The organism is Arthrobacter zhaoxinii, from assembly GCF_025244925.1.
Taxonomy (GTDB): domain Bacteria; phylum Actinomycetota; class Actinomycetes; order Actinomycetales; family Micrococcaceae; genus Arthrobacter_B; species Arthrobacter_B zhaoxinii.
The window spans coordinates 2,084,588-2,107,263 of the sequence record NZ_CP104275.1 but is presented as its reverse complement, the minus strand read 5'-3'; the positions used below and the strand labels follow the sequence as shown (position 1 = coordinate 2,107,263).

General features: G+C 66.4%; 23 protein-coding genes and 2 tRNA genes. 21 read left to right on the top strand and 4 right to left on the bottom strand.

Translation table 11 applies throughout. The annotated features are described in order from the left end of the window. Positions 1-5: 5 nt before the first annotated feature. Positions 6-482 carry a DUF4233 domain-containing protein gene (locus N2K95_RS09890; RefSeq protein WP_255791706.1) on the top strand — a complete coding sequence of 159 codons (477 nt, stop codon included), beginning with the start codon at positions 6-8 and terminating at the stop codon, positions 480-482. 39 nt (positions 483-521) lie between these two features. Next, positions 522-938 (top strand): nucleoside-diphosphate kinase, encoded by a 417-nt coding sequence (ndk, locus tag N2K95_RS09885; protein ID WP_255791708.1) that lies wholly within the window; start codon positions 522-524, stop codon positions 936-938. Positions 939-999: 61 nt separating this feature from the next. Here the strand turns inward: ndk and N2K95_RS09880 are convergent, their stop codons facing one another. Beyond that, positions 1,000-2,100 (bottom strand): SDR family oxidoreductase, encoded by a 1,101-nt coding sequence (locus tag N2K95_RS09880; RefSeq protein WP_260651427.1) that lies wholly within the window; start codon positions 2,098-2,100, stop codon positions 1,000-1,002. A 123-nt stretch (positions 2,101-2,223) separates the two neighbouring features. Between N2K95_RS09880 and N2K95_RS09875 the strand changes: the two genes are divergently transcribed. Then, positions 2,224-2,862 carry a CG0192-related protein gene (locus N2K95_RS09875; RefSeq protein ID WP_260651426.1) on the top strand — a complete coding sequence of 213 codons (639 nt, stop codon included), beginning with the start codon at positions 2,224-2,226 and terminating at the stop codon, positions 2,860-2,862. A 7-nt stretch (positions 2,863-2,869) separates the two neighbouring features. Here N2K95_RS09875 and N2K95_RS09870 read toward each other — a convergent pair whose 3' ends face one another. Beyond that, positions 2,870-3,532 (bottom strand): vitamin K epoxide reductase family protein, encoded by a 663-nt coding sequence (locus N2K95_RS09870; RefSeq protein ID WP_407080076.1) that lies wholly within the window; start codon positions 3,530-3,532, stop codon positions 2,870-2,872. 439 nt (positions 3,533-3,971) lie between these two features. On the opposite strand from N2K95_RS09870, the gene N2K95_RS09865 reads away from it, so the two are divergent. The 16 genes from N2K95_RS09865 to N2K95_RS09790 all read left to right on the top strand — a co-directional run bounded on the left by N2K95_RS09865 (position 3,972) and on the right by N2K95_RS09790 (position 18,930). Continuing rightward, a complete protein-coding gene (locus N2K95_RS09865) occupies positions 3,972-7,283 on the top strand; it encodes a ribonuclease E/G (protein WP_260651425.1) in 3,312 nt (1,103 codons plus the stop codon). 349 nt (positions 7,284-7,632) lie between these two features. After that, positions 7,633-7,944: a 50S ribosomal protein L21 gene (rplU, locus tag N2K95_RS09860; protein ID WP_146361875.1), complete on the top strand. Its 312-nt coding sequence runs from the start codon at positions 7,633-7,635 to the stop codon at positions 7,942-7,944. Between the two features lie 84 nt (positions 7,945-8,028). Then, positions 8,029-8,292: a 50S ribosomal protein L27 gene (gene rpmA, locus N2K95_RS09855; RefSeq protein WP_104053918.1), complete on the top strand. Its 264-nt coding sequence runs from the start codon at positions 8,029-8,031 to the stop codon at positions 8,290-8,292. Positions 8,293-8,399: 107 nt separating this feature from the next. Beyond that, a complete protein-coding gene (gene obgE / locus N2K95_RS09850) occupies positions 8,400-9,983 on the top strand; it encodes a GTPase ObgE (RefSeq protein ID WP_260651424.1) in 1,584 nt (527 codons plus the stop codon). A gap of 52 nt (positions 9,984-10,035) precedes the next feature. After that, complete coding sequence (gene proB, locus N2K95_RS09845; protein ID WP_260651423.1) at positions 10,036-11,250, top strand: glutamate 5-kinase; 1,215 nt, start codon at positions 10,036-10,038, stop codon at positions 11,248-11,250. Next, positions 11,247-12,578, top strand: coding sequence for a glutamate-5-semialdehyde dehydrogenase (locus tag N2K95_RS09840; RefSeq protein ID WP_260651422.1), 1,332 nt, complete (start codon positions 11,247-11,249; stop codon positions 12,576-12,578). The genes proB and N2K95_RS09840 overlap by 4 nt, the downstream gene beginning before the upstream one ends. Before the next feature lie 121 nt (positions 12,579-12,699). Then, positions 12,700-12,933, top strand: a complete 234-nt coding sequence (locus N2K95_RS09835; protein ID WP_255791722.1) for a hypothetical protein — start codon at positions 12,700-12,702, stop codon at positions 12,931-12,933. Positions 12,934-13,025: 92 nt separating this feature from the next. Then, complete coding sequence (gene nadD, locus N2K95_RS09830) at positions 13,026-13,634, top strand: nicotinate-nucleotide adenylyltransferase (RefSeq protein WP_260653777.1); 609 nt, start codon at positions 13,026-13,028, stop codon at positions 13,632-13,634. Positions 13,635-13,658: 24 nt separating this feature from the next. Further along, a complete protein-coding gene (locus N2K95_RS09825) occupies positions 13,659-14,834 on the top strand; it encodes a hypothetical protein (protein WP_260651421.1) in 1,176 nt (391 codons plus the stop codon). A gap of 24 nt (positions 14,835-14,858) precedes the next feature. Continuing rightward, positions 14,859-15,245, top strand: a complete 387-nt coding sequence (gene rsfS, locus N2K95_RS09820) for a ribosome silencing factor (RefSeq protein ID WP_255791728.1) — start codon at positions 14,859-14,861, stop codon at positions 15,243-15,245. A gap of 9 nt (positions 15,246-15,254) precedes the next feature. Continuing rightward, on the top strand, positions 15,255-15,938 hold the full coding sequence (locus N2K95_RS09815; RefSeq protein ID WP_260651420.1) for a histidine phosphatase family protein: 684 nt from the start codon (positions 15,255-15,257) through the stop codon (positions 15,936-15,938). Between the two features lie 126 nt (positions 15,939-16,064). Continuing rightward, positions 16,065-16,140: transfer RNA gene (locus tag N2K95_RS09810), tRNA-Ala, on the top strand. A gap of 49 nt (positions 16,141-16,189) precedes the next feature. Continuing rightward, positions 16,190-16,265, top strand: a tRNA-Ala gene (locus N2K95_RS09805). A 168-nt stretch (positions 16,266-16,433) separates the two neighbouring features. Further along, positions 16,434-17,084 carry a nicotinamide riboside transporter PnuC gene (gene pnuC, locus N2K95_RS09800; RefSeq protein ID WP_255791732.1) on the top strand — a complete coding sequence of 217 codons (651 nt, stop codon included), beginning with the start codon at positions 16,434-16,436 and terminating at the stop codon, positions 17,082-17,084. Continuing rightward, complete coding sequence (locus tag N2K95_RS09795) at positions 17,081-18,187, top strand: AAA family ATPase (RefSeq protein ID WP_260651419.1); 1,107 nt, start codon at positions 17,081-17,083, stop codon at positions 18,185-18,187. Before pnuC ends, N2K95_RS09795 begins: the two co-directional genes overlap by 4 nt. After that, the gene (locus N2K95_RS09790) at positions 18,187-18,930 is read left to right on the top strand and encodes an NUDIX hydrolase (protein ID WP_260651418.1); all 744 of its coding nucleotides are present in this window, start codon (positions 18,187-18,189) and stop codon (positions 18,928-18,930) included. Before N2K95_RS09795 ends, N2K95_RS09790 begins: the two co-directional genes overlap by 1 nt. Before the next feature lie 16 nt (positions 18,931-18,946). Here N2K95_RS09790 and N2K95_RS09785 read toward each other — a convergent pair whose 3' ends face one another. Next, complete coding sequence (locus N2K95_RS09785; protein ID WP_260651416.1) at positions 18,947-19,651, bottom strand: lysoplasmalogenase; 705 nt, start codon at positions 19,649-19,651, stop codon at positions 18,947-18,949. Between the two features lie 198 nt (positions 19,652-19,849). On the opposite strand from N2K95_RS09785, the gene N2K95_RS09780 reads away from it, so the two are divergent. Then, positions 19,850-20,947 (top strand): fatty acid desaturase family protein, encoded by a 1,098-nt coding sequence (locus N2K95_RS09780; protein WP_255791738.1) that lies wholly within the window; start codon positions 19,850-19,852, stop codon positions 20,945-20,947. Between the two features lie 62 nt (positions 20,948-21,009). Continuing rightward, a complete protein-coding gene (locus tag N2K95_RS09775; protein ID WP_260651415.1) occupies positions 21,010-22,083 on the top strand; it encodes an App1 family protein in 1,074 nt (357 codons plus the stop codon). Between the two features lie 65 nt (positions 22,084-22,148). Here the strand turns inward: N2K95_RS09775 and N2K95_RS09770 are convergent, their stop codons facing one another. Beyond that, entirely contained in the window at positions 22,149-22,418 is a 270-nt protein-coding gene (locus tag N2K95_RS09770) for a hypothetical protein (protein WP_260651414.1), read from the bottom strand. Between the last annotated feature and the right edge of the window lie 258 nt (positions 22,419-22,676).

The following is a 22,676-nucleotide window of genomic DNA, read 5'->3' as shown; positions in this document are numbered from 1 at the left end:
CAGTTATGGCAAGACTGACCAAGGCGCAGCGCGAATGGCGCCCGGGCATGCCCAAGAAGCGCCGTTCCGTCAAGGTGATGTTCGCGTCCACGGTCCTCACGCTTGAAGCGTTCGTGGTGCTGTTCGGAACGCTCGCCGTCTTCGGTGTCCACCGCGACACCATCTCCCCGCCGCTGCTCCTGGGCGGGGGCGTCCTGCTCGCGGCGGCGATGATCGGAACGTGTGCGCTGCTCTCCAAGCCGGCAGGTCCGCTGATCGGATGGATTCTGCAGCTGGTGCTCATCGCCACCGGATTCCTGGATCCCATGATGTTCTTCGTCGGCGTGCTGTTCGCCATGACCTGGTGGTACGGCCTGCGGGCCGGGATGCGCCTGGACCGGGAAAACCGGGAACGGGACCGGATGCAGGCTGAATGGGAGAAGGCCCACCCGGAAGAAGGAAACGCTGCTGCCGGGCCCGGATCCACAGCGGGCACCGACTAGGCTTAGATCCGATATCCGATCGTTCCAAGGAGATACACCGTGAGCACCGAGCGCACACTTGTCCTGATTAAGCCCGACGGCGTCGAGCGCCGGCTCACCGGCGCCATCCTGGCGCGGATCGAAGCCAAGGGTTACACCGTGGCGGAGCTGAAGAAGACCGCTGCTACCCGCGCCATCCTCGAAGAGCACTATGCCGAGCACCAGGGCAAGCCGTTCTACGAACCGCTGGTGGAGTTTATGCTCAGCGGCCCGGTTGTTGCCGTAGTCCTCGAGGGACAGCGCGTGATTGAAGGGTTCCGGTCCCTGGCCGGCACCACCGATCCCACGACGGCGGCCCCCGGCACCATCCGCGGCGACTTCGGCCGCGACTGGGGCTCCGCGGTCCAGCAGAACCTGGTCCACGGCTCCGATTCGCCCGAGTCCGCAGCACGGGAAATCGGTATCTGGTTCAGCTAGTACGGATAGACGAAGGGCCGGCACCAGTGATGGTGCCGGCCCTTCTGTCTGCAACCGGAGGTTACGGAATCAGCTTTTCGTTCCGCAGGCGTGCAAAGAGCGCCTTGAAGGCGTCCTCCGTGCGGCGGTAACCGGTGAAGCCGGCCAGCCGGCTCTTGCTCATATCCGTGAGCACTTCGACCTTCCGGCCCAGGTCCGCGTCAGTGTGCCACCAGGACGCCAGCCGTCCGAGATCCGCTTCGGCCAGGCCGTGACGGTCGGCAATCTTGGTCCAGGCTTCTGACATGCCGGCCATTTGCTCTTCCAACGGACGCGGAACGGATTCGAAGCCCACCGGCTCCACACCGAATTCCTCGGCCAGCCGCGGCCAGAGCGAACGCCAGCGGAAGACGTCGCCGTTGACCACGTTGAAGGCCTCATTGGCGGTGTTCGCATCCGTGGCCGCCCAGAGCATGTGCTCGGCGAGCAGGCCGGCGTCGGTCATGTCGGTGACTGAATTCCACTGGGTTTCGGAGCCGGGGAAGACAAACGGCATCCCGAGCTCACGGCAGAGCGTGGCCTGCACGGCCAGGGTCTGGCCCATGTTCATCGCATTGCCGACGGCGAAGCCGATCACCGTGTGCGCGCGGTGGACGGACCAGGCGAAGCCCTGCCGCTCGGCGGCTTCCATCAGTTCGTCTTCCTGCGCGTAGTAGAAGTTCTCCACCAGCAGCCGCGGCTCGTCTTCGGAGAACGGCGTGTCCGGCATGGGGCCCTCGCCGTAGGCCTCGAACGGTCCCATGTAGTGCTTGAGCCCGGTCATCAGGGCCACGTGCTCCAGGGGAGCATCCGCCAACGCCGTGAGGAGGTTGCGGACCATGGCGGAGTTGACCGCAATGTTCTCCGCTTCCGTTTCCTGCCGGGACCAGGAGGTGAAGAACACGTGTGTGGGACGGGCGCCTTCCAGCGCCTGCGCCAGGCTTTCGGGCGAGCCCAGGTCCGCTGCAACGGGAACGACGCCGGGACGTGCCGGGTCGGGGTTTCCGGCCTTCCGCGACAGAGCCAGGACGGTCCAGCCCTCACTCGAGAGCAGGTCCACCAGGGCTGCCCCCGCGATTCCGGTGGCACCGGCAACAAGTGCTGTGCGCTGGCCTTCTGAGCGGGCAGGGATGGTTCTGAGCATGGTTCTCCTCATGGATCGAAAAGTGGCGCCGGCGTAAAAAGTCCGCACGCCTTCTTCTGCGGCAACGGGGAAACGGCGGGGGAAATTCCTCACGGGTTCCCGGAAGGCGCCTAGGCTGTGCCCATGGCACTTATATACGACGCCGAGCTGCGTCCGGGCAAAATGGAACTGATCTCCGGCTGGCTGCCGGGAACGTGGTGGTTTCCCTCAACGGAGCCGGTGACGGTCCGGAAGCTGGCTTCCTTCCGGTTCGACGACCCCGACGGGGAGGTGGGGGTGGAAACCACCATCGTGGAAGCCGGATCGGCAGTGGTGCAGGTTCCCCTGACCTACCGCGGGGCGCCGCTGGAAGGCGCGGAGCAATTCCTGATCAACGAAATGGAGCACTCCGTCCTCGGCCACCGCTGGGTCTACGATGCCCTCGGTGACCCGGTCTATGCGCGGGCCCTGGAAGCCGCGCTCCTTTCCCGGCAGCCGCAGGCGGCCCAGTACCTGGACAACGACGGCGCCCGCGAGCTGCTGCCCGAAACCATGCAGGTCAGCAGCACGGGGATGCCCGACGGCGCCGGGCTGGTTGAAGCTCCCGCTTCCGATCCGGAGGGCTGGGCAACCTCCGTCCTGACCGAGGGCGGGTGGGAATTCTCCGTGGTGCGGTTGCTGGACCTGGACGGGCGCACGGCACCGGACCCCTCACTGACGGCTACCTGGGAGGGGCAGGAGATCCCGGTGGTCCTGGCCTGGGGGCTTCCGCTGAATCCCTAGGGAAGGGCTACTGGCCGCCTACAAACGAATTCAGGAACCGGAAGAAGATCGACGCGGCCGTTGCCACCCAGAGCAGGACGACCAGCGGCCACGCCCAGTCCGTCAGGAAACGGACCAGCCCGGCCGGCGCCGGTATGGCGCCGGCCGCCAGGTTGCGGATGGTGGTGAAGACGAACAGCGGAATCATGGCAGCCCACACCACGATGCAGTAGATGCACAGTACATAGATGTCGAACAGCGCCTGACTCCACAGCCAGACAACAAACACCATGCCGAGGGTGACGCCGACCTGCAGGCCGATCCAGTACCAGCGGGCGAAACGGGCACCCGCCAGCAGCCCCATGGCCGTGGTGATCACCACGGCAAAGGCAACGATGCCGATCAGCGGATTGGGGAAGCCGAAGATGGCCGCCTGCCAGGTCTGGAACACCGTCCCGCAGGAGACCCAGGGACTGATGTCGCAGCTGGTGATGTAGTTGGCGTCCGCGTACACGCGGAGGCGTTCAATCACCAGGATTCCGGAAGCCACCCAGCCGACAACCGCGGTAACCAGCAGCGTCCAGATAAAGGACCGGCGTTCCGGGCGGACCGCTGCGCCCTCCGGATCCCGGAGGCCGGCGGTGTCGGCCGGGGTGGCGCCGGAAGATGGACGGGCTGCGCTGGAAGGCACGGAAGCTCCTTACGGAGTAGTCGGCAGAAGTAACTATCTGCGTCGAGTCTATGCGCAGAGGCAGGCCAAAAAGGCGGCCGTATGCGATAATGAAGCTTGGCTGATGGCGGAACCACATTCCGCCGCCGGTCCAGCGACAGGCTTCCGGTTCTGCCGGTGACGCTTCCCGTGTAGTTAGCCCATCAATCCGGATGGGAACCAGGGAATCCGCCGGCCAGACCTACCCAGAACAGCCGTAACGAAATATCCGTTCCGCAGGGGTAGCAGGAAAAGCGCCGCTGGTCTTCGAGTGATACCGCGCCCCACAGCTGGCACGACCTCGAATGACATCCAGACGACTTCCGGCTGGCGGGCTGGCTGCGATGCCACCGCACAGCCGACACATTGCCTTGGGGCATTGGAATGTGGCCAGTGCCGCAGGGCCGGAGCATAGGCCTACATGACTAATCAGAATAATGGAACCAATGAACTGCCTGTAGAAAACGGCACGGCAGGGGAGAGCCCCGTGCAGCCGGACGAGCAGCCGGCCCCGGTCAAGAAGGCCACCCGCAGCCGCCGCAAGTCCGTTCCGGTTTCTTCCCCGCAGTCGGCGGCAGACACCGCAGCAGCGGTAACGCCGGCAGCCGAAACCCCGTCAGACACCCCGGCGCCCGCAGCTGAGAAGCCCAAGCGGACACGCGCACCCCGCAAGAAGGCAGCACCGGCCGCCGAAGCACCGACCGCACCGGAGGAAACCCCGGAAGCCGCGGCCGCCGCCGCGGATTCGGTTCCCGCCGACGGCGCCGCTTCAACCGACGCGCCGTCCGAAACCCCGGCCAAGACGGTCCGACGGCGCCGCAGCCCGGCCAGGAAGCCTGCCGCCGACGCCGCAGCCGCCGTTGAAACTCCCGCCGCAGTTGAAACCTCCGCCGCAGTTGAAACCCGCGCTGCCGACGAGGTAACGCTGGCAGCCGGACCCGAGTCCACCAACACTGCCGAACCCGCTGTTGAAGCGCCGGCACCGAAAACCCGTGCCCGCCGCCGTGCCAGCACGCCCACCGGCCCGGCACGCTCGGCCGAGTCGGCAACGCCCGCCGCCGCGGAGCCCGCCGAAACCCCCGCCGAGCCGGTACTGCCCGCCGCCGCCGAAGCGCCCGTCAAGACCGAGACCCCGGTACAGGCCGAGGCCGCCGGGCCGACCTCGGCACTGGATCCGTTCTCCGTGCCGGAATCCCCCACGTCGGTGCTGTTCCACGCCCCGGACCTCACTGCTGTCCGTTCCGTGCCGGTGGCCAAGCCCGCCGAAGCCGAGGAAACGGACGAGCAGGAGGGTGCCGAAGACTCGGGCCGTCCGCGCCGCCGTTCCCGCCGAGGCCGCAGCCGCCAGGGCACGGAGCCGGCAAACGTACAGGAAGCCTCTGCGGAAGAACCGTCCGCCGGCCCCGAGGACAGCGAGTCCGACGGCGTCACCTCCCGCCGCCGTCGCCGCCGCCGCCGCGGAGACGCCGATCTGGAACTGACCGGGGGAGCGGACGACGATCCGCCCAACACCGTGACCCGGGTGCGTGCCCCCCGTGCGCACGCTGACGCCCCGGTCTCGGACCGCGTCACCAGCGTTAAGGGTTCCACCCGGCTGGAAGCCAAGAAGCAGCGCCGCCGCGAGTCCCGCGAGTCCGGCCGCCGCCGCCACGTGATCACCGAGGCCGAGTTCCTGGCCCGCCGGGAATCCGTTGACCGGCAGATGATTGTCCGCCAGCGCGACGAGCGGATCCAGATCGGTGTGCTGGAGGACGGCATCCTCGCGGAGCACTTCGTCTCCAACACCCAGCAGGACTCGCTCATCGGCAACGTCTATGTCGGCAAGGTCCAGAACGTGCTGCCCAGCATGGAGGCAGCCTTCGTGGACATCGGCCGCGGACGCAATGCCGTGCTGTATGCCGGCGAGGTCAACTGGGACGCCGCCGGCCTCGACGGCCAGCCGCGCCGCATCGAACTGGCGCTCAAGTCCGGCGACTCCGTCCTGGTGCAGGTCACCAAGGACCCGGTGGGCCACAAGGGCGCACGCCTGACCAGCCAGATCTCCCTGCCCGGCCGCTACCTCGTGTACGTTCCGGGCGGATCGATGACCGGCATCTCGCGCAAGCTGCCCGACGTCGAGCGCAACCGGCTCAAGAAGATCCTCAAGGACCACCTGCCGGAAAACGCGGGCGTCATTGTGCGCACCGCCGCTGAAGGCGCCAGCGAGGAAGAGTTGATGAATGACATCAACCGCCTCCGCGCGCAGTGGGAGACCATCGAGGCGAAGTCCAAGTCCACCAAGACGCTGCCGCCGGAGCTCCTGTACGGCGAGCCGGACCTGACCATCAAGGTGGTCCGGGACGTCTTCAACGAGGACTTCTCCAAGCTTGTGGTCTCCGGTGAGGAAGCCTGGGACACCATCGAGGCCTATGTCACGTACGTGGCACCGGACCTCGTGGGGCGGCTCGAGAAGTGGATGAAGGACGAGGACATCTTCTCGGCCCACCGCATCGACGAGCAGATTGCGAAGGCCCTGGACCGCAAGGTGTTCCTGCCCTCGGGCGGTTCCCTGGTGATTGACCGCACCGAAGCCATGACCGTGGTGGACGTGAATACGGGCAAGTTCACCGGCAGCGGCGGCAACCTGGAAGAGACCGTCACCAAGAACAACCTTGAAGCAGCCGAAGAAGTGGTCCGCCAGCTGCGCCTGCGCGACATCGGCGGCATCATCGTGATCGACTTCATCGACATGGTCCTTGAAGCCAACCGCGACCTGGTGCTGCGCCGCCTGGTGGAGTGCCTGGGCCGGGACCGGACCAAGCACCAGGTGGCAGAGGTCACCTCGCTCGGCCTGGTCCAGATGACACGCAAGCGCATGGGCACCGGCCTGCTGGAAGTCTTCGGCGAGACCTGCGAACACTGCGACGGCCGCGGCGTCGTCACCCAGGACGTACCCGTGGAGCACCGCCGCAGCACCAGCCACACTCCGTCCGGCAACGGCCACGCGGTTGCCGACGAGAACCACCAGCAGCACCTCAAGCAGGAGAAGCAGTCCCGCGGGGACCGGAAGCGCAACCGCAGCCGTGGACAGAACGGCAACGTCCAGGCAGCGGAAGAACAGCCGCAGCCGGACGAGCCGGTGCAGGAGGATGCCGAGCGGCAGGCAAAGGCCGAAGCCGCTCGCGCCGCCCTCGCCAGCATCGCGGCCGCTACTGCTGCCGCGCACGAGGTAGTGGATGCCGCAGCCAACGGCAACGGTGGAACCCCGGCAGCGGATCAGGGAGCCGGCGACGAGTCCGACACCGAACCCGGTGCAGTGTTGAACATCCAGGGAGAAACCGTAGTGGTTCCCCGCCGCCAGCGGCGTCGTCCGGTCAAGGAAGAGCCTGCCCTGACACTGGAAAGCCTCACGGAGGCCTTCAACGAGGCAGCCTCGGCCGTGTCGCGCTCGGTGGAGCAGGAGCAGGAGCAGGAACAGGAGCAGAAGCAGGCGGCTGAGCCGAAATCCGTCCGCAGGCCCGAGACACCGGCTGCGGCACCGGAAGCACCCGTCCGCCCGGCGCGCCGGCGCAGGGCAGCAAGCAGCCCCCAGGGTGCTGCGGAGGTCACGGCACCGGCTGCAGGGGACACGGTTCCCTCTGTCCCGGCACGGCATACGGTCACGGCCGCAGGCAGGCCGGCTGCTCAGGAAGAGAAAGCCGGAGCTGCGGCCCCGGTGATCCTGGGTGTGGGCGTACCCGCCTCCGAGCTGTAACCGCTTCGTCCTCCCGTCTGCGGGCGGTCTGTCCCCTAAGGGGGCGGGCCGCCCGCAGGTGTTTAACCGGGTCCGCCGCTCCGGGGCGGGTCCGATGCCCGCAACACCGGGTCCATGGGATAAAGTAGAGACCGAGCAGTGGCACCGGTTCGGTGGCGCGTGGGTCGGCTCCGCAGATGCACAGCGCATTTGCGGGTTACGGGCCCGTTAGCGTAGCCTTGAACTTCGGTGCGAACGCCTTCCAACCGTTTATCGGTTCAGGCGCAACTGCATGGCGCAAGGCGGGTCCAATCTGGATCTGGCTAAATGCGCATCCAAGTATTAAACGTCGAGAGAAGTGAGTTCCCAAGTGGTGTACGCGATTGTCCGCGCTGGCGGCCGCCAAGAAAAGGTTTCCGTCGGAGACCTCGTAACCCTGGACCGCGTCCCCGGTGGAGCCGGTAGCACCTTTGAGCTGCCTGCCCTGCTTTTGGTTGATGGCGACAAGGTCACCTCTGCTGCACAGGACCTGGCCAAGGTTACCGTGACTGCAGAAATCGTCGAGAACTTCCGGGGTCCGAAGATTGTCATCCAGAAGTTCAAGAACAAGACCGGCTACAAGAAGCGTCAGGGCTACCGCTCCTCGCTGACCAAGGTCAAGGTTACGTCCATCAACTCCTGATTCTCCTGCCGGCCCCAGGGCCGGGAACGCGGGTGTGATCCCGCCTGAGGGTTTCAATATCAGTTAGCAAAGGCAGGCAAAGAAATGGCACATAAGAAAGGTGCGAGTTCCACTCGCAACGGTCGCGACTCCAACGCCCAGTACCTCGGCGTAAAGCGTTTCGGCGGCCAGGTTGTCAAGGCAGGCGAAATCATCGTTCGCCAGCGCGGCACCCACTTCCACCCGGGTGAGGGCGTTGGTCGCGGAGGCGATGACACCCTGTTCGCCCTGGAAGCAGGCGCAGTTGAATTCGGCAGCCGTCGTGGCCGCCGCGTCGTGAACATCGTGGCTGCTGCAGCCGCCGAGTAATCACCGGCATTTAGCTTTTCCGACGGGGCGGGCCTTGATGGCCCGCCCCGTCGTTTTTTAAGCCAAGTAGAATTGGCATGATCAAGAAGTTCCTCTGAAGGAGAACCATGGCCAGCTTTGTAGACCGCGTAGTGCTGCACGTTTCGGGCGGTACAGGCGGCCATGGTTGCGTGTCCGTCAAGCGTGAAAAGTTCAAGCCCCTGGGTGGGCCCGACGGCGGCAACGGCGGCGACGGCGGCGACGTCATCCTGCGCGTTGACACGAATACCACCACCCTGCTCGACTACCACCACGCCCCGCACCGGCACGCCACCAACGGCGGCAACGGAATGGGTGACTGGCGCGCGGGCAAGACCGGCGAGACGCTGATCCTTTCGGTGCCGGACGGCACCGTCGTCAAGAACAAGGCCGGCGAGGTCCTGGCGGACCTGGTCGGGGAGGGCGCCGAGTACATCGCTGCCGCCGGTGGCCAGGGCGGCCTCGGCAACTCCTCGCTTTCCTCGCAGAAGCGCAAGGCTCCCGGATTCGCGCTGCTGGGCGTCCCCGGCGAAGAGGCCGACATTGTCCTGGAGCTGAAGTCCATTGCCGATATTGCACTGGTCGGCTTCCCGTCGGCCGGCAAGTCCTCGCTGATTGCCGCGATCTCCGCGGCCCGGCCGAAGATTGCCGACTACCCCTTCACCACGCTGATCCCGAACCTGGGCGTTGTCCAGTCCGGTGACGTGCGCTTTACCGTCGCCGATGTTCCCGGCCTGATTGAAGGCGCCTCGGAAGGCAAGGGCCTGGGCCACAACTTCCTGCGCCACGTGGAACGCTGCGCCGCCCTGGTGCACGTGCTGGATTGTGCCGCACTGGAAACGGACCGCGACCCCATTGGGGACCTGGAAGTCATTGAGCGCGAGCTCGAGAAGTACGAAGTGGACATGAGCTACGCGGGCACCGACGGCGACGTCGTGCCGCTGAACCGCCGTCCCCGCCTTGTCGCACTGAACAAGGTGGACGTTCCTGACGGCCGCGACATGGCCGAGTTCGTCCGGCCGGAACTGGAGAAGCGCGGCTACCGCGTGTTCGAGGTTTCCGCGTCCAGCCATGAAGGCCTGCGTGAACTCGGGTTCGCCATGGCTGCCATCGTCAAGGACGCCCGCGATGCCGTGGAGAAGGCTCCGCCGCGCATCCAGCCGCCGGTCCTGAAGCCGCGCGGCGTCAACTACAAGGGCGGCTTCCTGATCCGCCGCGAGGAGCGCAACCTCGAGCCGCTCTTCCGCGTCCTGGGCGAGAAGCCGGTTCGCTGGGTCCAGCAGACCGACTTCACCAATGACGAAGCCGTTGGCTACCTGGCGGACCGCCTGGCCAAGCTGGGCGTGGAGGAGAAACTGTTCAAGGAAGGCGCCAAGCCCGGTGACGCCGTGGTCATCGGCGAGGGCGACGGCGTCGTCTTCGACTGGGAGCCCACGATGATCGGCGGAGCGGAACTGCTTGCCGCTTCCCCGCGAGGCAGCGACATCCGAGTGGAGGACTTCTCCCGCCCGACCCGCGAGGAAAAGCGCGGCGACCACCAGAAGCGCAAGGAAGCCCGCGCCGCGGCCCGCGACGAGCTCGAAGCAGAGCGCAAGGCAGGCATCTGGACCGAGTCCGTGAACTACAAGCACTCCTCCCGCCCTGCGGACGTCGAGGGTAACGAAGGGGAGTAACTCCTTCATAGTCCCGGTAGGGATGAGGCGCAGCGCATAGGCTGGGCAGGTTATGAGTGAACAAAATGAATTCGCCCCGCCTGCCCGCCGTGCGCTGACCTCACGCTCCGGTCTGGCCCGGGCCCGCCGGGTGGTCGTCAAAGTGGGCTCCTCGTCCCTGACCTCCGTGGCGGGCGGGATCTCCGACTCTGCCCTGAAGTCCCTGGCCGATGTGCTTTCCGCCCGGCATGCGCAGGGCACCGAAATCATCCTGGTCTCCTCCGGCGCTATCAGCGCCGGGTTGGCGCCGCTGGGACTGACCAAGCGCCCGGCCCAGCTTTCCTCCCAGCAGGCTGCCGCCAGCGTCGGCCAGGGCCTCCTGATGGCCCGCTACACCTCCGCCTTCAGTGCGCACGGCGTCACGGTCAGCCAGGTGCTGCTCACCATCGAGGACCTGATGCGCCGGGCCCATCACGCCAACGCGCACCGGGCCATGGAGCGGCTGCTGAACTTCGGCGTGCTGCCGATTGTCAATGAAAACGACGCCGTCGCCAGCCACGAGATCCGCTTCGGCGACAATGACCGCCTGGCCGCCCTGGTGGCGCACCTCGTGAAGGCGGACGCGCTTATCCTGCTCTCCGACGTCGACGCCCTCTATGACGGTCCGCCGTCCGAGGGTGCCCGCCGCATCCCCGAAGTCACCGGTCCCAAGGACCTGGCGGACGTGCGGATCGGCAAGGTGGGCAAGGCCGGCGTCGGGACGGGCGGGATGGCGACCAAGGTCGAAGCGGCCACCATTGCCGCGGAATCGGGCATCCCGGCCCTGGTCACGTCCACGGCCAACGCCGCCGCTGCGCTGGCCGGAGAAGACGTGGGCACCTGGTTCACCACCCGCGGCCGGCGTCGGTCCATCCGCCTGCTGTGGCTCGCCCACCTCGCCCGCATTCAAGGCACCCTGGTGCTCGACGACGGCGCGGCAAGGGCGGTGGGGGACCGGCACCGTTCACTGCTGCCGGCGGGAATCACTGCTGTGAAAGGGCAGTTCGAGCCCGGTGACGCCGTTGCCCTGGCTGACACCGCGGGCCGCGTGATTGCCCATGGCCTGACCAACTACGGTTCCGACGAGCTGCCCTCCATGCTCGGCCGCTCCACCCGCGAACTGTCCCGCGAGCTGGGACGCGGATATGAACGTGCGGTGGTGCACGTCAACGACCTCGTTCTCCTGCATCCCAACGAAGCACCGGCACCCGGGCCGGATGCCGGCACCGGACCTACACTGGGATCATGACTTCCGTGAACACAACTGAGGCAGCGGCCGCCGAGCCGGGGTCCGCCGGCACCGATCCCGAGGCAGACGCCGGCGTCGAAGCCCGGGTCCATGCCCTCGCCGACCGCTCCCGCACCGCCTCCCGGCGCCTGGCCCGGGCCAACCGCGCCTGGAAGGACCGTGCCCTGCGGCAGATCGCGCAGAACGTCAACGCGAAACAGGCCGCCATCCTCGCCGCCAACGCCAGGGATGTCGCGGCAGGCCGGGAGAACGGCACCTCAACGGCTCTGCTGGACCGGCTGTCGCTGACACCCGCGCGGATCACCGCACTGGCTGCGGCACTGGAGAACCTTGCCGGGCTGCCGGATCCGGTGGGATCGGTTGCCCGCGGCCAGACACTGCCCAACGGCCTGCGGCTGCGCCAGGTCCACGTACCCATGGGCGTGGTGGCAGCCATCTACGAGGCACGCCCCAACGTCACGCTCGATATTGCCGGACTGGCACTGAAAAGCGGCAACGCGGTACTCCTGCGCGGAGGCAGCGCAGCAGCGGCCACCAACGCCGTCCTGGTGGAGATCATCCGTGACTCCCTCGAGGACGTCGGCCTGCCTGCCGATGCGGTGCAGAGTGTGGACCAGTACGGGCGCGAGGGCGCCAACGTACTCATGAAGGCACGCGGCCGGGTGGATGTGCTGATTCCCCGCGGCGGCCGGTCCCTGATCCAGTCGGTGGTCACCAACGCCACCGTCCCCGTCATCGAAACGGGGGAGGGCAACGTGCATATCTTCCTCGACCAAAGTGCTCCGGTGGAGATGGCCGTCGATATCCTCCTCAACGCCAAGACACAGCGTCCCAGCGTCTGCAACACCGTGGAAACCCTGCTCATCCACGAAGGTGCTCCGGCGGCTCCGGACGTCCTCGCTGCCCTGGCCGCCGCCGGCGTCCGCCTCCATGCCGACGCCCGTGCCATGGAGCTGCTTCCTGCCGGCGTGACTGCCGAACCCGCCGACGACGGCGACTGGGGGCGTGAGTACATGGACCTTGACCTGGCCGTGGCGGTGGTGGACACCCTCGACGATGCCCTCGGGCACATCCGGCGCTGGACCACCGGGCACACGGAGGCGATCATCACCAACGACCTCGCCAATGCCGAGCGTTTCATCGCCGAGATTGATTCGGCCGCTGTGATTGTTAATGCCTCCACCAGGTTCACCGACGGGGGAGAGCTGGGCCTGGGAGCCGAAGTCGGAATTTCCACGCAGAAGATGCATGCCCGCGGTCCCATGGGGTTGAAGGAACTGACCACTACCAAATGGATCATCCAGGGCGACGGGCAGATCCGCGACTAGTTCCGCCCGGTACGCGCCGTGATCTGCCCGGCTGCGATGTGCACTCCGTTACGCGTACCATTGACTCAGAACCCATTCCGCCGGCTGCCCGGCGGAACCTATCAATCTCTAGGGGAGATACATGCTGATCCAGCTCACGAGCGCCGTGTTTACTGCTGCCGAAGAACACCACGTTGAACTGCCGGCGTCTCCGTACGTCTACGGCGGGGTCATCTTTGCGGCGCTGCTGTTGCTGATGCTGATCACCGTGTCCTTCAGCAACGTGGGCAACCGCCACTCGGCCGAGGCGGAGCACGTTGATCCCCAGCGGCAGTTCACGAACAAGCATGACCACGGCCAGGCGATCCGGGACTGACCTGGTACGTGAATCCAGCGGAGGCGTTCCTGCCCATGGGTGAACCGCAGCGGACAGACAGCAACGGAAAACGCAGGTTCCGGCTGGGAGTCATGGGCGGAACGTTCGACCCGATTCATCACGGCCACCTGGTGGCCGCAAGCGAAGTGGCGTCCACGTTCGATCTGGACGAGGTTGTCTTTGTACCCACCGGCGATCCGTGGCACAAGCCGGCCGCCCAGCAGGTGAGCCCGGCGGAACACCGGTACCTCATGACGGTCATCGCCACTGCATCGAACCCCCGCTTCACGGTGAGCCGTGTCGACATTGACCGGCCCGGCCCCACGTACACCATCGACACCCTGCGGGACCTGAAGGCAGCGCGCCCCGAGGCCGAGCTGTACTTCATCACCGGTGCGGACGCGATGGCGCAGATCCTGTCCTGGAAGGACATCCAGGAACTGTGGTCGCTGGCCCACTTCGTGGGAGTGACACGGCCCGGGCATGTGCTGGAAAACGTGGGCCGCGACGACGTCTCCCTGATGGAGGTGCCGGCCATGGCGATCTCCTCCACCGACTGCCGGCGCCGCGTGGCAGGGGGCAAGCCGGTCTGGTACCTCGTACCGGACGGAGTGGTGCAGTACATTGCGAAGCACCGTCTGTATGCCGCCGGACGGCAGGCCGAGAGCTCCGCGGAAACCGAAACAGAACCAGTAGCGTAAAGACAGATACCGGATGGGTAGGAAATGACGAACGGTCCAGAGTCCGCGCCGCGGCGCAGCCGCAGGGCGGCTGACGTACCCGTGGATTCCCCGGCCGGGCCGCGGGAACGTGAGTCCCAGCAGCGTGCCCGTGACCGGGAGGCGCTGCGTGCGTACAAGGCCCTGACCGAGACGCAGGAGCGCCGGGACCCTGAGTCCGCCCTGCCCACCCGCCGGCAGCTGAGGCAGCAGCAACAGCAGCGCGCAGCAGCAGCAGGTGCCCTGCCGGGAACCACCACCGCGGTGTCCTCCGAACCGGTTGACCCGTCACCTGCCGTTTCGCCGACAGACCTGTCCGCACCCGATACTTCCTCCGCCCCTGTACCCGCGCGCCGGGAACGACGGCGGCAGGAGAGCCAGCGTGCCGCCGCACCGGCGGAGCAGGAGACCCGGCACCCGGCAACGGAAGCCGGCCCTTCCGGGGCGACGGAATCCGTCGCAGAGGATCCCGCTGCGGCGGCCGGCACGGACCCCAACGCCGACGTCGAAGGCATGAGCGTGGAACAGGCACTGGCCGCCCGCCAGGCACTCGAAGGCCAGGCCCGCAACCAGGTTGCAGCCATGGAAGCCCTGCAGTCGGCGGATCCGCAGGCAGTGGATCTCGAACTGCTGGCGCAGCAGAAGGCCCTGGCCGAACGCGCCAAGGTCCTGAACCGGCGGACGGAGGTCATCCGGAAGCTGTCGGAGGAGAACGAGCAGCGCCGGCCCTCCACCGGCGATCCGAGCACTGCCCACAACCTGGCCATGGTGACACCGCTCGAATTCGTTTCGGTTCCCGGGATGGAGCATCCCGTGATGAAGGCACCGCCCACCTCGCATGTGCCCATCGTTACCGCGGCAACGCAGCGGGCGGCTCCGGCCGCGGTTCCCGCCCAGCGTCCGGCCTCCGTGCCGCGCCGGGTGCCGGTCGGCGCTACGGATGTGCGCCGTTCCCGGGCCCTCGCCCGCACGGATGCGCCGGTCAGCGCAACACCTGAATCCGAGGACGCTGCCACCCCCGTCGGGGCCCGCAGTGCCTTCGGACTCGACCCCCTAGATGTTATGACGGCCGGACTCGGCCGTACCCGGAAGCTGCGTTTTGCGGCTGCCGGTGTTGCAGGTCTGGGCGCACTTGCCCTGATCGTCGGAATACTAATGATCGTCGGCCGCCTTGGCAGCTGACCGATTACCCCAAGGAGACACACTTTGAGCGCCACCGAATCTTCCATCGCCATTGCACGGGCGGCGGCCAAAGCGGCGTCGGCCAAGATTGCGGACGATATCGTCGCAATTGACGTGAGCGAACGGCTCGCCATTACGGACGTCTTCCTCATTGCCTCGGCGTCGAACGAACGCCAGGTCAACGCCATTGTTGACGGCATCGAAGAGGAACTGTCCAAGATGGACCTCAAGCCCGTACGCCGTGAGGGCCGCAGCGAAGGCCGCTGGGTCCTGCTCGACTACGCCAACGTCGTGGTGCACGTCCAGCACGAGGAAGACCGGGTGTTCTATGCACTGGAGCGCCTGTGGAAGGACTGCCCCGAGGTTGACCTTCAGCTCGAGGACGCCCCCGCCGGCGCCGAGTCCGAATAAGCAACGGCTGTGAGCGCCCCTGCCCCCTGGGATCCCGATACCGCGTCGCGCCGGGTGGTTTTCTGGCGCCATGGGCGTACCGAGTGGAACCGGGTGGGGCGCTTCCAGGGGCAGCAGGATATTGCCCTTGACGACGGCGGCCTCCGCCAGGCCGCCGAAGCTGCGGCAGTCCTGCGCTTCCTCGACCCTGACGTTATTGTGTCCTCGGACCTGAGCCGTGCCCTGACCACGGGCATGGCCCTGGCCGCGGAGACAGGCCTCGAGGTGGCGCAGGACCAGCGCCTGCGTGAGACTTTCGCCGGGACGTGGGAGGGCCGCACCTTCACGCAGATCGCCGAGCAGGACGCACCGCTGCTGGCCGCCTGGTCCGCCGGCGTCGGCAGTGCCCGGGCCGGCGGAGGGGAAACCCGTGTCGACGTCGGCAGGCGGGTGTCCGAGGCCGTGACCGAGGCGGTCCGGGACATGCCCGCAGGCGGCACCCTGGTGGCAGTAAGCCACGGAGGAGCAATCCGTGCCGGCATCTGCGCTTTGCTGGGACTCCCCACGGAGTCCTGGGCGGTCATCTCCGGAGTCTCCAACTGCCACTGGTCCGTCCTGCAGGAAATCCCGGACCGGCACGGGCGTTCCGCCTGGCATCTCACCCAGCACAACGTGGGGCTGGACTCGCTTCCGAGCGGTCCGGTGGAGGGCTGAAAGACCCTCCTTCCTGCCCGGCAGGGGAGCTCTGAGTGGATTTTGCGCTCCTGTTGATTTGTACTAAGGTAGAGGAGTTGCTTCGCCCCGGTGAACGGAAAAGTGAAGTAAACAACCTTTAGTTTTGGGGCTGTGGCGCAGCTGGTAGCGCACCTGCATGGCATGCAGGGGGTCAGGGGTTCGAGTCCCCTCAGCTCCACCAAAACCTTCGGGAGACCGGAGGGTTTGCGGTGGAAAACCACTGAAAGTTCGGGGCTGTGGCGCAGCTGGTAGCGCACCTGCATGGCATGCAGGGGGTCAGGGGTTCGAGTCCCCTCAGCTCCACCAACAAGACCGCCGGACGCGTGAAAACGTGTCCGGCGGTTTTTTGTTGCCCCAGTGAGGGCAACAGCATGTGATGCACCTCTCACTACTCGTCCCGGCCAGCCCTTCCGTTATCTCCGTCACAGCCCTAGGCTACAAATTGTCACATTGACAATAAATCAGGAGAGCGACATGAACGCAGTACTGGACTGGATGAACTCCCCGGCGGCACACCTGCTCGGAGCACCGGTCAGCTGGATCGAAGTCATCGGATTCGTCACCGGCGCAGCCTGCGTCTACGGCGTGGCCCGGCAGCAGGCCTGGAACTGGCCCGTCGGCATTATCAACAACATTGCGTTCATGATCCTGTTCTTCGGGGCCGGCCTCTACGGGGAGACCGTCCTGCAGGCAGTGTTCGCCGCCGTCGCCGTCTACGGCTGGTACAACTGGGTCCGGGGAGCGAAGGACACGGAGCAGAAAAGCGACCTGCCCATCCGCGACGCCGGTCGGAACGAAATCATCGGCGGAATCGCCGCCGTCGTCCTGGCCACCGCGGGGATCGCGATGATCCTCACCCACGGAACCGACTCCGAGGTCCCCTGGCCCGATGCCTTTGTCCTGGCTGCCTCGCTCCTGGCCACCTACGGACAGGCCAAGAAGATTTTCCAGCACTGGTACGTCTGGATCGCCATCGACCTCGTGAGCGTCCCGCTCTACTTCTCCCGCGGCCTCAACCTCACTGCCCTCCTGTATATCGGCTTCACCGCCCTCTGCGTCTACGGACTGATCGACTGGAAGCGCACCCGCACCGCAGCCGCCCGCCCCGCCGCCGTTCCGGTATGAGCCTCTTCGCGCAAGGCCTGGTCATCGGCAAGTTCTATCCGCCGCACACCGGACACCGCCACCTCATCGCCACGGCGTCGAAGCAGTCCGCCAGGCTGGCCGTGGTGGTCCTCGGCACCCGGTTCGAGGACATCGGCCTTGCCGACCGCGTGAAATGGCTCGCCGCGGAGTTCGAGGACACCAACGTCACCGTCATCGGAATGCCGGACGACTGTCCCGTGGACTACACCTCCCGGGCCATTTGGAAGGCGCACAATGAGCTCCTGCGCCTTGCCCTCAAAAGCAAAGGCATCACGGCCGTCGACGCCGTCTTCAGCTCCGAGGAGTACGGTGCAACCCTGGCGGGGGATTTCGGCGCCGAACATGTCATGGTGGACAAGGCCCGGAGCTCGTACCCGGTCAGCGGCACCCTTTGCCGCGACGACCTCGGCGCGGCCTGGCGGAACATCCTCAAGCCCGCCCGCCAGGACATGGCCGTCCGGATCATCGTCGTCGGTGCCGAATCCACCGGCGCCACCACCCTCGCCCAGGCTCTGACCACGCACTACCGGAAGCGCTATCCCGAACTGGCGGATGTTCCGGAATTCGGCCGCCAGTTCACTTACGACAAGTTCGCGGCGCTGCAGGCGGAGAAGCCCGACGCCGTCCTCTCCGACATGGTCTGGACGGCCGAGGATTTCGCGGTCATCGGAGAACGCCAGAACCAGATGGAGAACGAGGCAGCGGCACGGTGCCCCCTGGTGATTGCCGATACGGATGTCATCACCACCTCCCTCTTCGAACGTGTCTACATCGGTGAGAAAAGCTACGGCTCCTATCTCGCCGTCAGCCGGCTGCCGCACCGCGACCTGTACCTCATTACCGACCACGACGGCGTCGCCTTCGAGGACGACGGCTGGCGCGATGCCGGGCACCCCCGCGCCGAAATGACCGAGTGGTTCAAGGAGGAGCTCACGGCCGCCGGCTCCTCCTGGATACTGGTTACCGGCAGTCCGGAGGAGCGGATTGCCACTGCAACTGGAATAATCGACCTCATCATCGCCCAGCGCAACAGCTTCACGTCCCCGCCCTGGGCCACACGGACGGTGCTGACAGGAGCCTGATGGCCGGCGAAGAACAGCAGTTCCTCCAGGACTACGCGCCCAGGGAGTATCCCTCCGTGGCGCTGACCGTGGATCTGGTGGTCTTCGCCGTCACCGGAAGCACTCTCCAGGCAGCCTTCGTCCGCCGCGGAGGACATCCCTTCAAGGGGTCCCTGGCGCTGCCGGGCGGGTTCGTCGGACCGAATGAGGACGCCCTTACAGCCGCCTGGCGCGAGCTGGAGGAGGAGACGGGACTGGACCTCGGGGCACACCGCGCCCACGTCGAGCAGCTCGCCACCTACAGTTCCCCGAAACGGGACCCGCGCATGCGCGTCGTTTCCGTCGCCCACCTTGCGCTGCTCGCCACGGACGGCCGCACCCTGCCCGCACTCGATCCCGGCACCGACAGTGCGGCAGCCCAATGGCTGCCCGTGTACGAAGTCCTCGCCCAGGAGACGCTGGCCTTCGACCACCGCGAGATTCTCACCGCCGCTCTTGAACGCCTCGCCGGCAAAATCGAATACACCCTGGCCGCCGCGCGGCTCCTGCCCGGGGAGTTCGCCCTCTACCAGCTGCGCCGGGTCTACCAGGCCGTGTGGAACACCGACAAGCTCGACGCCGGCAACTTCACCCGCAAGATGACCGGCGCGCTGCATGACACCGGGCGCAAGGTTGCCCGTGGCAAGGGCGCCCCGGCCGCAGTGTTCACCGTTCGGGACGAGTATCTCAGCCCCCCGATGATCCGCCCCGCCGCGGAGAGCTGACGCTTTACCGCCCGGGTCAGCGGGCGTTCCCCCAGGTGCGAAGGGCACCGGCAACAATCAGGCCCTGCCCCGCACAGTATGTGAGCATCACGAGGGGACTGGTCCAGTCCGGCATCTGTTCCGGCAGGAAAATCCGGCAGGCGAGGACGGTGTCCGAGGCCAGGAACAGCAGGCCGCCGGCTGCCACCATCGGACGGCACCGCGCCGCCGTCGCCGCCGTGCCTGCGAGGACAATGCCGTAGGCTGCCACGGCGAAGGCGAGACCGCCGAGAGCCGGCCAGAGGACCACGAGCATCAGCACCCACCACAGCGGAAAGACCAGTGCCCACCGGGGAAGAGGGCCTGCTGCGGCATACCGTGCCAGCAGCCAGATGTAACAGAGGTGCGCGAGCCCGAAGGAGCCGAGCATTACCGGCAGTTCCGGTGCCGAGGGGAAGAACGCGGCAGCCCCGTCGCCGATCCAGGAGAAAAACAGTGCCGCCAGCAGCAGTACGGCCGGCAGCTTCCGGCCGGCGGGCCCGCTGAACAGGCTCCGCCCGCCCCACAGGGCCGCGGCCGCCAGCAGCGGCATCAGGGTGAGCTTGGTGGGTTCGGCGATGTCGGTTGCTTCGACCGCCCGCGCCCCGATATGGACGGCAGAGGCCGCTGCGAAAGGCAGGAACCCCCACCACCACGAGCGGGGAAGGGCAGGGGTCTTGCTGCGGGCCGGTGCGGTGGTCACGGCACTCCTTCGGGTCGGCTGCTGCCAATGGTACTGGGCCTGCCGGGGACCCGTCCTGCCGGCGGTCCGGAGAGGCGGCGGCAAAGGTCACGGGAGTGTCACAGACAAATACCAGACTTCCGGGTTAGGGTGATCACATCTGTAGAGCGGAACCGCTCATCACGCCGGCTGGGAAGTCGTACACCACCAGAAGGCAGAATGAGCGTAACCGCATCCTCCACTGCACCCGTTGAAGAAACCCCGAGCGAAAAGAAACCGCGCCGGAACAACGTGACCAGCACCTACTCCGGACTGCTCAAAGCAGTCCGTGACGAAGGGCTGCTGAAGCGCCGCCGCTCTTTCTACATCACCACGTTCGTGTTTCTGTGCCTCGGTCTCGTTGCCGCTGCCACCGGGTCCTTCTTTATCGGGGAAAGCTGGTTCCAGCTGCTTATCGCCGCCGCACTGGGCATCCTGCTGACCCAGCTTGCCTTTATTGCCCACGAGGCCTCGCACCGGCAGGTCTTCGAATCGGGACCGGCGAATGACCGCGCCGGGAAGTTCGTGGCCAACGCCGTCGTCGGCATCAGCTACCAGTGGTGGATGAACAAGCACAGCCGGCACCATGCCAACCCCAATACGGTGGGCAAGGATCCGGACATCGACATGGACACCATCTCCTTCCTGCCCGAGCAGGCCGCTCGGCAAAAGGGCTTCATGGCGTGGTTCGCCCGCCGCCAGGGCTGGCTGTTCTTCCCGCTGCTGATGCTCGAGGGCATCAACCTGCATGCGACATCCATCAAGCACCTCTTTGCGAACAAGCAGGTCAAGGGCCGTATCTCTGAACTGGTCATGGTGTTCACGCGTCTGGGCCTGTATCTGGCCGCCGTGTTCTTCTTCCTGCCGGTGGGAATGGCCTTCGCCTTCATCGGCGTGCAGCTCGCAGTCTTCGGCGTCTACATGGGCGCATCCTTCGCCCCGAACCACAAGGGCATGCCGATCCTTCCCCGGGACTCCAAGGTGGACTTCCTCGGCCGCCAGGTGCTGACCTCACGCAATATTGTCGGCCGCGGCATGAACACCCTGATGGGTGGACTGAATTACCAGGTGGAGCACCACCTGTTCCCGAGCATGCCCCGGCCGCACCTGGCCCGGGCCAGCCAGCTGGTGAAGGAACACTGTGCCAAGCACTCCATTCCCTACACCGAAACCACCCTGGTGCAGTCCTACGGCATTGTGGTCCGGTACCTCAACGAGGTTGGCCTCTCAGCTCGTGACCCGTTCGACTGCCCGGTCCGGTCCAAGTACCGCATCTAGCCGGGAGGTCCGTCGGAAGACCGGCGAATACCTCCGATCGAAGCATCTGACAGACTAGGAATATGACTAAAAACCCCCTCGCCCGCCCGGCGGACAAGACCCCGGTGGCCCACCTCGGCATGCGCATGGAGGATTCCCTCCACGCATGGCGTGACGAACGTGCCCGCAAACGGGGCGATGTGCAGACCGTCCTGCCTTTCACCGGGTACGGCTCCACCGAATGGGTGCGGGTCCTGGGCCGGGTCATCCTGGCCAAGCCCGGCTATTTCGACGGTGCGGAAAAGTCGATGGCGTCCAAGGCGATTGCCGACGGCATCCGCGGCTGGCGGAACTTCATGAGCCCGCCCGTGAACAAGGCGACCGTCACCGTCGTCGTGGGCGACCAGAAGCATGTGGTCACCGCTGACCGCGGGGGAGTGGTGGACGCCGTCCTCCCGGCGGACCTGGCACCGGGCTGGACCACCGTTCTGCTTCGTTCCGAAGACGGCGAAGAAACCACTGCACCGATCTACGTAGTGGATCCTGCCGCGGAGGTGGGTGTGGTGTCCGACATTGACGACACGATCATGGTCACCGCCCTGCCGCGTCCGATGCTGGCAGCGTGGAACACCTTTGTCCTCGATGAGCATGCCCGCACGCCCACGCCCGGCATGTCGGTGATGATGGACCGGCTGGCACGGGAGAACCCCGTAGGCCCCGTGCTCTACCTCTCCACAGGTGCCTGGAATGTGGCCGCCACCCTGACCCGGTTCATTACCCGCAACCTGTATCCGGCCGGTCCGCTGCTGCTGACCGACTGGGGTCCCACCACGGACCGCTGGTTCCGCAGCGGCCAGGCGCACAAGCGCACCCAGCTGGAACGGCTGGCCCAGGAGTTCCCGGATATCAAGTGGCTGCTGATCGGCGACAACGGCCAGCACGACGAAGAGATCTATGCGGACTTCGCTAAGCGCCACCCGGAGAACGTCCGGGCCATCGCCATCCGCCAGCTCTCGGCCGGCGAAGCGGTGCTCGCCGGTGGACGGACCGGGAAGCCGGGGGAGACCCCGGTGGACGTGCCGTGGATCTACGCCCCCGACGGCGCCGGGATGGCCCGTCAGCTCGCCGAGATTGGTCTGCTGACGGACGAGGGCTAGACCCCCGCATTTCACATAAAACGGCTCGTGTCCCGGAATATCCCGGGACACGAGCCGTTTTGCGTTTAGCGCAGTTCGTCCTCGGTGATGGTCACACCCCAGGCAACGCTTTCCTCCCCGGTCACCGTCACGTCAATGATGCCTGCGGCGGGCCGGGCATCCACCGTCGCGGTGGTGGTTGCACCATGCTGCCCACACGTGAACGTCACAGGTCCGAGCTTCGCCACGTCAACGGTGACGGTGCTGGCCCGGGCACAGTTTGCGTGGAAGGTGAGGGCCTCGGCATCACTACGGAGACCATGGACGGCGAAGCTGCCGCCGTCCGGCTCCTCCATCCGGGTAACGAGGACGGCATCGCCCTGGTCCGGCGCCGAGACCGGGGAGGCCGATCCGGAGGGGTCGTTTCCCGGACTCTGGCTAGCTGACGTCGCCGGGGCAGCGGAACCTTCCGCCGTGTCTGCTGGAGAGCAACTCGCCAGGGATATGGCTGCAAGCGAAAATGCGGCTAATCCCGGCAGGATATTTCTGCGTTGTTTCACTGACATTCGTTCCCCCTTTAATTGGGGAGGCCCTCCATGTTGTCTACCCCGGAT